Below are 13969 nucleotides of genomic sequence, written 5' to 3'. Positions count from 1 at the left end.
CTGTGCCGTACGCCATCATCGCCGAGCTTCCGCTCGGCACCTACCACGGTCACACGGGTGACGGTGAGATCGATTCGGTTCCCTCGCCGGCTCGGCTGGCGGCGGCGCTGTTGTGCGCGGCGGCGAGCGGACCGCGGGCCGAGCAGGACGGCGAGCTGCTGCGTCCCTGCGAGGCGGATATGGCCGCGCTTCGGTGGCTGGAGACTCATCCGCCGGACGGAGTTCGTGTGCCCCCGCTGTCGGTGAACCAGCCCGATGGGCTGGCCTACCGGATTCGCCTTTTGGAGACGCGCCGGCATGGGCGGGTCTTCTCCCGAACACCGCAACCGCTGGGGTCAGTCGCGGTGAACGGAAGTTACGCATGGACATGGCAGGTCGGCCCCCCTGCCTCGCTCCGCGAGCCGATCGAGGCCCTGTGCGCGGACGTGTCACACCTGGGCATGGCAGAGACGCCTGTGCGGATGCGTGTCGGTACGGCCGAGCCCACTCATGACCTGGTCCCGGATGCGGACTGGTGGGACAACGCCAGAGGTGATCTGGACCTGGACGTTCCGGAGCAAGGTCGTGCAGAGGCCCTCCTGGCCGCCTATCGGACCGACAATGCCAAGGCTCCTGCCGCCACAAAGGACCGGCTGGTCAGCAATGAGACCCATGTGAGGCCGACGCGGGTCACGAAAGCCATCGCTCCGGCCAGGTACGCTTCCCGCCAGCCGGCGCCTCCCAGCGGCCCGTGGGGCCAGGTACTGCTCGCGGACGTCGACATGCCGCTGACCAGCGACGCTGATCGGGTGCGCTGGGCGGTCACTATGCATAAGGCCCTGATCAAGATGATCGGGTACGGCGCTCCCCCCGTGCTGACCGGGGTGTACGCGCCCGGGGTCGAACGTCCGGCCAACCGGTGCGCAATCCAGATCCTCACCGAGCGGGAGGCATCCGCCTGCGGGTGGATCTCACAATCCGTGTTCGCCCTGATGCTGCCATCCGACATCGACGGTGGGGACTACCAGGTCATCAAGGACGCATGGGCAGCGCTCACCGAGATCCGCCCCGGCCGGCGTCTGACCTTGACCGCACGCCCGGAACAGCGCGCGGACCAGTTCTGGGACGCGCCACGCGACGGGCTTGTCCGGTTGTGGCGCACTGTCCCGGCCGCTGTGCCGGAGACGCATGGCCAGGGCAGGAACTGGACACTGACCGACGCCATCCGGCTGTCGGTGGGCCTGGTGCTGCGGGACCAGCTGGGCATCCCCGCGGGCAAGGGCAGTGCGTGGTACCGAGAGGTCGCCGAAGCCGTGGGGCGAGGCGGGCTCACCGTGGCAAATGCCGAGCCGGTCCGGGATGGCGACTTGAGCCGGTTCGTCCATAAGATCCCATCCGGGCTGCCGCTGCGCCCCTATCGGGCGATCATCGACCTCGCTGACCTGGCCCCCTCCCGGGGGCTGCTCGCCATCGGCCAGGCCCGGCATCTGGGCAACGGGCTGTTCGTGCCCGAGGACGTCCCCGCCGAAGAGGTAACCCGATGACTCTGTCCATCAGCGACTTCGATGACTTCTTCTCCGCCGTCAACAGCGGGGATGGGATCCCTCACGACGGCATCCGACCGTTCGGTTGGCAGCGCAGACTCCTGGAGGGCCTCGTCGAGGACGGCAGGTGGCCCGATGTCATCGGGGCACCGACCGGCGCCGGGAAGACCAGCGTGATCGACATTCATGTGTTCAGCGTCGCGCTGATGGCGGCGGGTGCTGCACCCCGGCTGCCGCGCCGCCTATCGATGGTCGTGGACCGGCGGGTACTGGTCGACGATCAGTACCAGCACGCCTGCGGCGTGCGTGACAAGCTCGGCAATCCGTCCAGCGAGATCCTGGCCGAGGTCGCCCACCTCCTGCGGTCACTGCGCATCACCGCGGATGCCGTATCCCCCCTTATGGTCACCAGGCTGCGCGGTGGGATGCCGGCGCCGCGCGCCTGGCGCGACGACGCGACCGCCTGCCAGATCATCTGTGCGACACCCGACATGTGGGGCAGCCGACTCCTCTTCAGTGGGTACGGCTCCAGCTCCTCCTCCCGGCCTCGGGAGGCGGGGCTGCTCGCCTTCGATTCGGCGGTGGTCGTGGACGAGGCGCACCTGTCTCGGCAACTGATCCGAACGGCCCGGCGGGTGGCGGAGCTCGCCGCGATCAGCGATCGGCCGTTGCCCGTGCCCGTGCTGCAAGTTGTGGAGGCGACCGCGACCCCGGATGAGCCCGGCGCCATGGTCATGGTCGACGTGGACGAGGCCGACCTCACCGAGAGCCCAACCCTGGAGGAGCGGCTACGCACCCCCAAGCCCGTCGAGTTCCTAAAGCTGCCGACCTGGCCCATCCCGGCCAAAGGCACCCCGCGAACCGCCGCACTGGCATCGATGGTGGAATGCGCGACGAGGTTGCGCGACACCTACGGCCCCACCATCGGCTGTTTCGTGAACAACGTGGCGACCGCGACGGATCTCGCCGCGCTGCTCGGTAAGCGTGGCGTCACGCGCCTGGTGTGCGGCCGACTGCGCCCGTACGACCTGGACCGGCTGCGGGACACCAATCCGGGCTTGCTGAGCGCAGATGGTAACCCGGCGGTCGATTTCCTGATCTCCACGCAGAGTCTGGAGGTTGGCGTCGACCTCGACTGGGCCGCCGCCCTGATCGAACCGGCCTCCGGTTCTGCGATCGCGCAACGCGCTGGCCGAGTCAACCGGCGGGGCAAGCGCGCCGACACCCGCATCGTCATGGTGGTGCCCGAAAAAGACGTCGGCGACAAGGCCAACACCGCGCCGTACCAACCCGAAGACGTCAATGCCGCGCTCACGTGGCTGCACGGACGTCAGGCCGACCCACGAGGGCTGGCCCCGTGGGCGCTGCGGGAGGATCCCCCACCCAGCCAGCGCCGACACCGTACGCTGTTGCAGCGTGCCGAGCTGGGCGACGCCTGGATGTGGGCGCGCACCAGTGACCAACTGTTCGCCACCGCCGATCTGGACCTTTGGCTGTCCGACAACCTCGCTGAAGACCTCGACGTGGGAGTCGTCGTACGACAGGGTCTGCCCACCGACCCGGTCGCGGCCATCGAACTGCTCCGAGCACTCCCACCGTTCGACTACGAGGCGATCCCGGTAAGGATCAACACGTGCCGAAAGAGGATCGACGACATCTCCACGCCCGTCTTCCTCGTCCGGGACGACGAGGTGTCGATCTACTCCACGGGAGATCTGCGTCCCGGCGACATCGTCGTGGTGGACGCGAGCTCTTCCATCTTCACCGTCATCGACGGCATGCCGGTGGTGGACCAGACCGGTTCCTGCGCGGCGGCGGATGTGCTGGAAGGCCCCGCCGATCCGGAGACCGGTCAGTTCGTCTTCCGGCTTGGCCACGGTCCCTTCCTTGACCCCGCCACATGCAATGACGACGAGACCAGGACGGCAATCGCCCATGTCCTCACCGTCGCGACTACCCTCATGAGCACCGACGGCCTCGACAGTCGTCGGGCACGGACCGACCTGGCCGACGCACTGGACAAGCTCACCCCGGTGCTGGCCGAACCCGTGGCGGACAAAGTACGGGCCGCAATCCAAGTCCTCAGGAAGGCCAGGCTCAAGGATTTCGAGGTACACCTGCTCGGCGAGCCACCTGCCACCCTCCTCATCACAGACAACCGACGGATGGTGCACGACGAAACCGCCCGTCAGCAGTGGACACCCCGACAGCGCGTCCCCTTACAAGCCCATGCCGCCGCCGTCGCCGAACGGGCCCGGATCACCAGCGACCAGCTCGGCCTGGAATCCCTGAGCACCTTGCTGGAACTCGCCGGGCTCCACCACGACGACGGGAAAGCCGATCCACGGTTCCAGTTCAGCCTGGACCCCCAGCGGACGAGCGAGCAGCCCCTGGCCAAAAGCGATATGAGCACATTGCGGCAGATCACCCAGGCGCGAGCTCAATCAGGCCTGCCGGCAGGGTGGCGGCATGAGCAACTGTCCGTACTCGCCTGCTGGAGTGCCCTCGCGCATCTCCCCACCGGCGACCGCGACCTCGTTGCCCGTCTCGTGGGCACAAGCCATGGCCAGGGACGCCACGGTTTCCCCCACACCGCCACGGAACTGACCGGGGACGACACCTATCGGGAACTGGCCCGGCTCCTCTATGACGAGGGCGAGTGGGACCACCTGATCGAGCGAACCCATTCGACCTTTGGCGTGTGGGGCTGCGCCTACCTGGAGGCGCTACTACGGGCCGCCGATGGCCAAGTGTCCAGCGAGGGATCATGAGCGGCATCACTCTCGGCGGCGACCCCCGCCGCCTCATCACCCACCTGGCCCTGTACGGCCTGGCCGCAATCTGCTCCGACGCCGGCCACACTGACCTGCGCATCTCCTGGACCACAGGCATGAGCCCGCGCCCTCACCTGAACATCGACCCAGATGCCGCCGGGCGTATCGTCCAAGCTCACGCTTCCAAGTGCGACTGGGTGAAGGAGACGATCACCCTCGGCGGCACACCGCGCGGCCTCATGAGCCCCCGCCTAACCGCCATCGCCACCGACGACGGCTGGCAGGAACTCCAGAACCGGCGCCACAAGGTGCTCGACACCCTGACCACAGCCCGCGCGGACCTCGACCTCCGCTTTCTCGGCGCTCTCGGCGAGCCGGCCTACTGGCGGTTCGACAGGACGGGGAAACGGTTGCAGGACGATGCGGCCAACCGGCTCGAGATGCAGCCGCGTAATACCGGAGCGGAATTCATCGGCAGCCGCCTCAGCAAGATCGCGGAAAAGGTTGCCGAGCGGACGCACAGCCAGATCCTCGACGGGCTCCTCGGGCATCACGTACGCGATGAACTGTCCGGCGACGCCCCCGACAGCCGTTCGGCGACCGGATTGGACGCCCCGGGCCCCGCTGACAACACCGTGGTGTGGTGCGCGCTGTGGGGCATTTCCCAGATCCACATCGCCCTCCGAACCGGTGGAGCAGCCTTGACCAGCGTGTCCGTACGCAACAGTCGCTCCGAGCACTTCGCCGTCCCTCTGTGGCGTATCCCGTGGCATCCCGCGCGGCTTCGCAGCATCCTCGCCTCCGCGCAGTTCCAAGCCGTCGCCGCCGCACTCGCCCACGGACAAGCACCCGACGACATCCCTCGCTTGTGGCTGAACGCTCGCGGAGTGACCGCGATCATTACATTCCCCGTGACCATTTCCGGTAGCGACAAAGCCCCGGAACGCCGAGCGGGCACCGGCCAACTCCACCCGATCGGCAGGCGCCAATGACCGCCCTTCAACGGCCGTGACCGACGCCCGCGGACGCCGCCCTTCATTGAGGCTCCTGGTTGAACTCGATCTCCACGGAGCCGGCCTTCGGTCGCGGCGCTCGTGAGTGCCGCCCTTCATCGAGGTGCGTGGATCACGCCGTCGAAGTCGACCGCGATCGCGTCTCGGCGCTCTTGGGCGCCACCCTTCATCGAGGCTCGATCGTGAGTGGCGCCTGGCAGATCCGGACGCGTCGCGGCGCTTCTGGGCGCCGCCCTTCATCGAGGCGCGTCCATCTTCCGGCCGGCCACGTCACCACCATCGAGTCGCGGCGCTCCTGGGCGCCGCCCTTCATCAAGGCGAGGGCGTGCCTGTGAAGACCATGGTGGCGTTGGTGCGCGCGGCGCTCGTTGGTGCCGCCCTTCATCGAGGCCGCCAGCACTGGGTTCAGCAGGCCAAGGGCCGCAGTCCCGGCGCTCGTGGACGCCGCCCTTCATCGAGGCGCCTCGGCGTAGCCGCAGATCCCGGCGACCTCGCCGTCGCTGCGCTCCTGAGCGCCGCCCTTCATCGAGGCGACCCGATGAAGCCCCGTCTTCGGATCCTGCTGACTGGGTCGCGGCGCTCCTGGGCGCCGCCCTTCATCGAGGCTCGTCGTACTCGCGCTCGCCGAAGACGGGCACCAGGTCGCGGCGCTCGGAAACGCCGCCCTTCATCGAGGCTTCGTCATCTCGATCCCCGTGGGGTCGTCACGCACGTCGCGACGCTGGTGGCGCCGCCCTTCATCAAGGCCACGGTGACCGGCTGATCCGGCAATCATGGGACCTGGTCGCGGTGTTCGTGTGCGCCGCCTTTCATCAAGGCGCTTCGCCGCCAGTTTCAGGTTCGGTCCAGACACGCAGTAGCGGCGCTTGCGGGTGCCGCCCTTCATCGAGGCTTCGTGCAGGGGTCCGCCTACGACTTCCTGGCGGAAGTCGCGGCGCTGGTGGGCGCTGCCCTTCATCGAGGCCAGAAAAAGATCGACGGGCTGGTGTACCTTACGGGATCGCAGCGCTCGTATGTGTGCGCTGCCCTTCATCGAGGCCCGGTGCGCTGCTGGGTGATGTGCCGCCACACATCCCGTCGTGGCGCTCCTGGGTGCCGCCCTTCATCGAGGCGAGCGCACGGTCTGCGTGTATAAGGCCGTCGAGGCCGCCGCGGCGCTTGTAGGCGCCGCCCTTCATCGAGGCTCGTCGTACTCGCGCTCGTCGAAGACGGGCACCAGGTACGCGGCGCTCGGAAACGCCGCCCTTCATCGAGGCAGGATGTTCGCCGTGGTCGACTCCGCGGGGAACAGGTGTCGCGGCGCTCGTGGGCGCCGCCCTTCATCGAGGCCCGAGGAAATACAAGGACCAGGCTCGGAAACGCCAGTCGCGGCGCTTGCAGGCGTACCCTTCATCGAGGCAATGGCAGGTCGGTCCACCTGACCGCGGGCATCGCTGCGGCGTTCGTGGGTGCCGCCCTTCATCGAGGCTTGACCGTTCCGGCGTCTTAGGTCTCGTCCCGCGGACGCGGCGTTGTGCGCCGCCCTTCATTACGGCGGGAAAGCAGCCCGGACATGAGCGATAGTGTTCCAGCCGTGGCGCTCGTGGGCGCCGCCCTTCATCGAGGAGACGACCGGGACATTGCGTTCCTATGGGAGGACCAGAGTCGCGGCGCTCCTGAGCGCCGCCCTTCATCGAGGCCCGGGGACGGACTGGCCCGGCAGGACCAAGGTTGCCAGGTCGCAGCGCTTGTGGGCGCCGCCCTTCATCGAGGCTCCATCACGACGCGGAGGCCGAAACCCTTGTAAGAGTCGCGGTGCTCATGGGCACCGCCCTTCATCCAGGCATGAGCAGCTGGGGCGTGCCGATCACGGTCTCGTAGTCGCGGCGCTCACGGTGCCGCCCTTCATCGAGGCGAGGGCCGCTGCATGAAGGCCGCTCTGACGGAGTCCGGTCGCGGTGGTCGTGGCGCCGCCCTTCATAGAGGCGTGCCCCAGATGTCCTGATCGCGATAGACGTGACACGCGCGGCGCTTGCGAGCGCCGTCCTTCATCGAGGCTATGACCCCAACGGTGTCGTCCTGCACCCCTTCGATGCCGCGGCGCTTGTGAGCGCCGCCCTTCATAAGGCATTAACGACGACCTAATCGACCGGCGGCCGAACGCGTCGCGGCGCTCTTGGGCGCCGCCCTTCATCGAGCCACGCCTGATGACGATGTAGCTGCACAGTTGCCTGGAGCGGGTGGAGCGGGCCAGCGATGAGCTGCCCGGCGATCCTCGACCACCGGCACGGACGAAAGACTGGAGCCGTGCGGCTTCTGGGTCCTCTCCGTCTTACCCTCGGCGACAATACCGGATGTGATGGAAGTCACACTAACTCTGTCCAAGGCTTTACAGGGGGCACCTGCGTGCGTGGAACCTGACCGCCTCGGTTTATACAGTCCGAGGTGAGGAGGTATTTTCGCCAGCTAAGTACCCGTACGTTGGCCTGCGACTATGTCGCTAGGTGGATGTACTCGTCCCCCTTGCGGCGTGCCTTGTACTGCCGCCTAAAGGCGGCGCACGGATTAGGCTTCTCGGCGTAGCGCTCCCCAGGGTTCGCCCCTTTCCTTCCGAGTCCGTAGACCTCCCGCGGGGGTCTACCGGCTCCGCCCCCGGCCTCGCCGAGGAGCCCTGCAAAGGAAGGAAAGGGATGACGATGGAGGAGTGGCGCAGGAGGTCGAGTAGGCCCAGTGAGTGGGTGGCACTCGCCGTACGGGGACGGCTAATCCTGCTGGACTGGCTGCTGAACAGGAACGGGCTCGGCTGACGCCGAGCCCGAACCAAACCTTCTAGCGGGCAGTTGGCCCCGCGTTGTTGCTTGGCCGGCACGCGCGGGGCTTTCTGCTGTTGCCACACAGACTACATTCCATGTGATGGGGGTGTACTACCGGCGGTGGAAGCCGGAGATGGAAACGAGCACTCCAACTGGGCATTCGATACGGATGACGAAACGGGCATCGCCTCGGGATCGAGCGGCGGAATGCTGCTGGCGCAGGCGAGAACTCGTCGGCCCATGCGACCTGGTGGAGAGGACGACGCTGGGATTCCCGCATCCTCAAGTCACGACGAGCGTCCGCTACGGAAAGAACTAGCGTCCTCGGCACCACCACCAGGCAAGATCAATTCGACGGGCCCCTCCCCCATGCAATGCGGCCGTGGCGGTCGATTCGGACGAGCAGCGGGCCGGAGGTGTGGCCGACCTCGGTCATAAAGGCCAGAAGGTCGCGCAAGGCCCGGAGGAGGCAGGTAGCGGGGATGCGCCGTACGGGTTCGGTGACGGTCTCGGCGGTTGACGGGAGCGGGAGGCAGCCGTGCTCAGCGCACCAGGCGGTGCAGGCCGATCAGTCGCGAGCGTAGGCGCGGCGGGTCGAAGCGGAGATGCCAGCGAGGACGGCCGCCCGGGCGGCGTCGCTGAGGAAATGGTCGGCGGCGGAATAGACGGACCAGGCGTTGACGACCGCGGGGCCGAAATGGCTCCTGAGAAGAAACATTCTCAGGAGCCAAGACGGGGAGGGAAGGGACGACGCGGCACGGCGGGAGACGGACAGAGACGGCGGCGGAGTCAGCGATGGGGCGCCAAGGGGGATGGCTCGCGGCCCGAGTCGCGAGGGCAGTACCGGGCCGAAACAGGGAGATACGCGCCCGCCCGTGAGTGATGCGCTCACGGGCGGGGAGGCAAGGCCAGGCGATCGACCGGACGTCAGGTTCCGACCTCTGGGAAGCGAGGTCTGAGGAACAACGGAACTGGACCGTGCGCTGAGCGTTGTCCCTTACGTTGCGGACATCACGCCCCAGAAGCGGTCGTCTGCACCTTCGGCCGGGGCCCCTTCTTCTTGACACGGCGGGTTGGGTAGATGGCCTTAGGAGAGATCAAGCCCATGTCCTTGGCCGCCTGCTCCAGCAGCTTGCGCAGGGGGTCGCCCACGATCATGGGGCTGATGGCGTGCCCAGCCTGGATGAGCGACACCGCTATCCAGATGGCGTCGGCGTAACCGAGATTGCGGGACGTGGTGCGCAGTCGGAACTTGCCGTCCCCGACCTGCTCGGCGTACTTGTCGGCGGTCGTCACACCAGCATGGGTGTATTCCGACAGGTGCCGATACACCGTGTACATGTCCGGAGGGCCAAAGTGCTTCGCCCGCTCCTGGAAAGAGCCGATCTCCCCCATGAGAGTCCTGTACCGCTTGGCTGCATCCGGGTCGGAGGGGCCGACGGGCGGCGGGCCGGGGTCAGCGTCGGCCGGGATGTCCCAGTCATTTCCCACGGCGTCCTCATAGATGCCCTGATTCCGGTTGTGCTGAATACCTTCCGCAGCTTCTAGGCCGGCGGCTCCGACATCGGCGAGCCACACCATCGCGTAGGTGTGGTCTATGATGTTGCGGTTCAGTACGACGATCTCGGCAGAGTAGCCCGCGTTGTGGGCATGCCAGAACGCCTTGGCGCTCTGGTTAACAAATCGCCACCAGCCGAACATCAGTGGGAAGATCGGCACATGCTCGGCGCGGACGTCCACGTACCCGCCCTCAGTGATCCGGTCGGCTGCAGCCAGCAACTCAGCGGCGAAGTGATCGGCTCGCCGGAACGTGGACCTGTTGTTCTTGAACTCGTAGACCAAGGGGTCTCCTTCTAGGGGAAATCTGCAGGCCCCGGGCCCGCCAGCGGCGGGAGCTCCCGGGGCCCACTTACAAGCGTCCGAACGCTTAGCGCATGATCCGGTTCCGTTGTTCCTCAGACCTTCTTCGTACGAACGGACGCCCCTATCGACGATGTGCGCGATCTGCTTCTCAAGAGCTCTACCAGCCTCTTGGTTGCTCTCGATACCGCAGGGACGGTGGCTGGCTACATCAATTACCAGACGGCTCTGGCCGGCACATTGAGCAGGAATCCAGCAGCACCCGGCGTTCCCTGCTCACCGTGGCCCACGCCCCTCTCCCGGAAGGGGGTGAACTGTCATATCGACGAGCCGAGCGCCGACGGTGGTCACGAATCACCGCCGAACCGATCCATCGGGCGCTTGGTTGGCGCGTCGTTTCCAGCGGCGGCGTTTTCCGGTGCCGGTGAATATCAGGGGCTGAGCCGGGTGAAGAGCATGGCGTGGTCGGAGGCCGGCGCGTCGCGACGGCTGGTGGGGTCTTCGGTCATCGAGGGCAGCCCGTCGTGCGGGCTGGCCCCGTCCTCCGGACGCATCGTATGGACCTCGACGGCGCGGGCGACGAGGACGTGCGAAACCAGCAGGTGGTCGATGAGTTCGCCACGACCGTGAAAGACCCGGGAGAACCGCTCGGCAGCGGGGATACGAGGGGCGAGGTTCCATAGCCGGGCCTTGTCGCCCCGGTCGGGCTGGTCGGCGCCCCTGGTGCCCAATTCGGAGCCGGGCGGGCCCAGCAGGATCTGGGTGGTAGCGGCCTCCGGCTCGTCGTTGAAGTCGCCCATCACCATGACCTGGCGCGCCTCTCCCTGACCAGCGAGCAGTTCGTCGGCCAAGGCACGTACGGTGACGGCCTCAGCGGTCCGCCGGTACAGGGCGTAGGCAGCTACCCGGGCCCGTTCGCCCTCGTCCCGGGGCTGGAAGCGGGGCCGCCCATTGGGCCCTGTCGGGAACGACAGCAGCTTGCTCTTCAGGTGCGCGACGATAACGTTGATGGTCCGGCCGTCGGGTTCGGTGACGCGGACGGCCAGGGCGCCCCGGCCCATCTGGTGGGCCGTCGCGCCGTCATCGCCGGCTTGAATCGCAGACAGCTGCTGGGGGAAGGTCGCTCGGTCAGCGACAACCTCGACCGAAAGTCGGGACAACAACCCGACCCGGATGGGGTGCCCGGGATCGAAGATCCCGGAGGTGACGTGCTGCCACCCATCGCCCAAACGGGCCGCCAGCTCGGCGAGCGCGTCGGGGTCGCCGACCTCCTCCACGGCCAGGACGTCGACGCCTGCCCTGGTGATGGTCGCGGCTAGGCCCTCGATCTTGGCGTCGTACGCCGCCTGGCTGGTCGGACCGAACTTGCTCCCCAGCGTGAATTTGAACAGATTCTCGACGTTCCAGGTTCCGATAACAGTCATCGTCGTTTTCCCGTCTCGTCTGTCCGGGTGAACAAGAACGCGCAACCCGTCTTACAACCAGAAGCGCATCTGTCGCAATGACCCTTAAGCCATGGTCGTCGTTGCGCCGCGCGCCCGCTCGGCGACCGGCAGTTTGGTTCCGACGTGCCCGAAGGACGGCGCCGTGTCGGCTACGGCCAGGTCGAGCGGGAGCGCCATGGCGATGCCCACGTCCGGATCACTGCCCTGCAGCGCCGCCTGGGAGCACATGGAGCGGAGGTAGCTGGTGAGCTGGTGGCGGTCCTTCTCCGGCGGCGTCGGTGACGATCGGCGAAGGCCCCGTCGTCGAGCGGCTCGGCGTCGCCAGAGCCTCATAGATCTCCGGCACCGTCAGCGACCTGGCGAAGGCGAGGAAGCCCTCCAGGTTGGTTGGAGGTCGCCGAGCATGCCGGTGAGCGTCAGCTGGCTCACGTCGCCGGGCAGCTTTGGGAAGAACGCGCCGCGCGCGTTGGCGGGCAGAGCCAGCGAGTTGATCGACAGGTCGCCCTCATAGAGGTCGGACCGCAGCCTGAAGTGTGGGTGGTGTGAGCCAGGCCGACCTTCACCCGGTCCTTCTCCGGCTTGCGGTAGCCGAGCTCCTGCAGCCACGGGGGCGTCCGCAAGCCTCGGCCGGTGGCATCGACGACCAGATCGGCCTCGACTACCTCCGAGGCACCCTAATTGAGGCCGTAGCAGTGGGTTTCGCCGGTCTCGAGGGTCTTCTCGCCCATGTACGGGTTCGGCGATGCCCTCGCCTGATCCCAGCGGGATGCCGCCGAGGGAGTCCCGGTAGGGCAGGGCAGGAATGAGCCAGCGTGGGAACTCCGACGCGGAGGGCTTACCCGACCCTGAGGAGCCGAGTAGCTCAACGCACATGTTCAGGGAGGCCGGCGAGCCGACCCGGTGTCCGTCTGAGGCGGCACCAGGTCCCACCCAGGCCAGCTCGCCGCCCCACACCAGCTGAGCTCATGAGAGCGGTAACGGGAGTGCGCCGCCTGCCGGGCGTCCCAACATCCTCGACGCGCGCCGACGCGCCCCGGCGCACCCCCCTCGTCGTGCTCTACGCCCGCTTCCAGTGCCACCGCCGGTTGCTCGTGTAATACGAGCAGCGGTACCGCTTGCCCGTGACCTTCGCGTACCCGTACTTCCCGTGCGCGGCCGCCGGGCAGTATGCGCCGGGGGTGATGCAGTTCCAGTGGTTGCCGACCCGCTTGTAGCAGCTCGCCGCAGCGCTGGCCGAATGGGTGGCTGTGGCACCGGCCGGGGCCTCGAGCGTAGCGGGAGCGACGAGGGCGGAGGCGACGAGCGCACCCGCAACGAGGACACGACGGAGCATCAGCTCTCCCGTGATTGGGGGACATTGACCGGTGAGAGGACGGCTGCGTGGCACCACGAGTTTGCAACTGACAGCACGAAGTTGTGATCCCTGGTAGGCACCCGATCAAGGCCGGTGCAGGCCCCGCCGGTCACACTGCCGGAAGTTGTGATCAATCTTTCGGATTCGCCTGTTTGTCGTGGCCTGATCCGTTAGATCGGCGTGTGTGACGCGTGCTCAACTGACGGATGAGGAGTGGGGAGTTCATCAAGCCTTATCTGCCGATCGGCAGGTTCGGCCCGTACCCCGAGCGGCTGCGGCAGCAGTTTGAGGGTGTGATCTGGCGGTTCAGGACGGGCGGGCGGTGGCAGGAGATGCCGCAGGAGTTCGGCGCCTGGCCGACCGTCCACAACCGCTTCCGGCAGTGGAGGGATACCGGCGTCTTCGACGCCCTGCTGGAAGGGGCGATCGCGGAAGCCGGCAGGCGCGGCGAGGTGGATTTGTCTTTGGTCAGTGTGGACTCCACCGTCGCCCGGGCGCACCACGACGCTGCGGGGATACACCTCGGCCACGAGCTTTCGCCGCGCTGGAGAAGGCCGCCGAGGAGGAGAAGGCCCGGCAAAAAGGGGCGACTCGGAGGGACGACAGGAGCAGAACGCGGTTAACGACCCCGGAGCAGAACAACGGCGATGCATCCGGCATCGGCGGAGGCTCCGGCTGAAAGCCGCCCTGGTCGGACGGTCCAGGGGCGGGCAGACCAGCAAGATTCACCTTGCTGCCGACCGCAGGTGCCGCCCGCTGGCGTTCGTTCTGACCGCGGGACAGGCCGCCGACAGCCCGCAGTTCATCCCCGTGCTCAAGAAAGTACGCGTCCGGGTGCCCGTCGGCCGTCCCCGCACCCGGCCCGATGCGGTCGCCGCCGATAAGGCCTATTCCTCCCGCGGCAACCGCGCTTACCTGCGCAGACGTCGCATCAAGGTGGTCATCCCGGAAAAGAGGGAGCAGGCCGCGAACCGGAAGAAGAAGGGCAGCAAGGGCGGCCAGCCGGTCAGCCACGACGCCGGCTTGTACAAGGAGCGCAACACCGTCGAGCGCCTGATCAACAAGCTGAAGGCCTGGCGAGGCATCGCCACCCGCTACGACAAGACTCCTGCCAGCTACCTCGCCGGCCTCCACCTCCGCGCCGCGATGATCTGGATCAAAGACCTCACCCGGACCACCCCTTGATCACAACCAAATACACGCCCTAG

General features: G+C 67.3%; 8 protein-coding genes and 1 pseudogene. 4 read left to right on the top strand and 5 right to left on the bottom strand.

The annotated features are described in order from the left end of the window. The first annotated feature begins 2 nt into the window (after positions 1-2). Genes csb2 through ACIBK1_RS32885 form a run of 3 tightly spaced genes read left to right on the top strand, consistent with a single transcriptional unit; the run spans position 3 to position 5289 of the window. Positions 3-1523 (top strand): type I-G CRISPR-associated protein Csb2, encoded by a 1521-nt coding sequence (gene csb2 / locus ACIBK1_RS32895; RefSeq protein WP_142652476.1) that lies wholly within the window; start codon positions 3-5, stop codon positions 1521-1523. Further along, positions 1520-4294, top strand: a complete 2775-nt coding sequence (cas3g, locus tag ACIBK1_RS32890; RefSeq protein WP_142652477.1) for a type I-G CRISPR-associated helicase/endonuclease Cas3g — start codon at positions 1520-1522, stop codon at positions 4292-4294. The genes csb2 and cas3g overlap by 4 nt, the downstream gene beginning before the upstream one ends. Then, on the top strand, positions 4291-5289 hold the full coding sequence (locus ACIBK1_RS32885; RefSeq protein WP_142652478.1) for a hypothetical protein: 999 nt from the start codon (positions 4291-4293) through the stop codon (positions 5287-5289). The genes cas3g and ACIBK1_RS32885 overlap by 4 nt, the downstream gene beginning before the upstream one ends. Positions 5290-5977: 688 nt before the next feature. Here the strand turns inward: ACIBK1_RS32885 and ACIBK1_RS32880 are convergent. The 5 genes from ACIBK1_RS32880 to ACIBK1_RS32860 all read right to left on the bottom strand — a co-directional run bounded on the left by ACIBK1_RS32880 (position 5978) and on the right by ACIBK1_RS32860 (position 12740). Continuing rightward, a complete protein-coding gene (locus tag ACIBK1_RS32880; protein ID WP_142652479.1) occupies positions 5978-6343 on the bottom strand; it encodes a hypothetical protein in 366 nt (121 codons plus the stop codon). Between the two features lie 2770 nt (positions 6344-9113). Next, entirely contained in the window at positions 9114-9944 is an 831-nt protein-coding gene (locus ACIBK1_RS32875; RefSeq protein WP_142652743.1) for a hypothetical protein, read from the bottom strand. Between the two features lie 449 nt (positions 9945-10393). After that, complete coding sequence (locus tag ACIBK1_RS32870) at positions 10394-11431, bottom strand: endonuclease/exonuclease/phosphatase family protein (RefSeq protein ID WP_396739577.1); 1038 nt, start codon at positions 11429-11431, stop codon at positions 10394-10396. A gap of 39 nt (positions 11432-11470) precedes the next feature. Next, entirely contained in the window at positions 11471-11635 is a 165-nt protein-coding gene (locus ACIBK1_RS32865; protein WP_168066675.1) for a hypothetical protein, read from the bottom strand. An 829-nt stretch (positions 11636-12464) separates the two neighbouring features. Continuing rightward, complete coding sequence (locus ACIBK1_RS32860; protein ID WP_142652731.1) at positions 12465-12740, bottom strand: hypothetical protein; 276 nt, start codon at positions 12738-12740, stop codon at positions 12465-12467. A 205-nt stretch (positions 12741-12945) separates the two neighbouring features. Between ACIBK1_RS32860 and ACIBK1_RS32855 the strand changes: the two are divergent. Continuing rightward, positions 12946-13946, top strand: a pseudogene (locus ACIBK1_RS32855) (IS5 family transposase). Positions 13947-13969: the final 23 nt, after the last annotated feature.

The organism is Microbispora rosea, from assembly GCF_044460045.1.
Lineage (GTDB): Bacteria > Actinomycetota > Actinomycetes > Streptosporangiales > Streptosporangiaceae > Microbispora > Microbispora rosea.
This window is presented reverse-complemented; position numbering and strand designations above follow the sequence as displayed.

Excerpts from the sequence above, each read along its gene's own strand:
- cas3g (WP_142652477.1), top strand. The coding sequence starts at position 1,520 with ATGACTCTGTCCATCAGCGACTTCGATGACTTCTTCTCCGCCGTCAAC.
- ACIBK1_RS32885 (WP_142652478.1), top strand. The coding sequence starts at position 4,291 with ATGAGCGGCATCACTCTCGGCGGCGACCCCCGCCGCCTCATCACCCAC.
- ACIBK1_RS32860 (WP_142652731.1), bottom strand. The coding sequence starts at position 12,740 with ATGCTCCGTCGTGTCCTCGTTGCGGGTGCGCTCGTCGCCTCCGCCCTC.
- ACIBK1_RS32865 (WP_168066675.1), bottom strand. The coding sequence starts at position 11,635 with ATGTGCTCCCAGGCGGCGCTGCAGGGCAGTGATCCGGACGTGGGCATC.
- ACIBK1_RS32880 (WP_142652479.1), bottom strand. The coding sequence starts at position 6,343 with ATGAAGGGCAGCGCACACATACGAGCGCTGCGATCCCGTAAGGTACAC.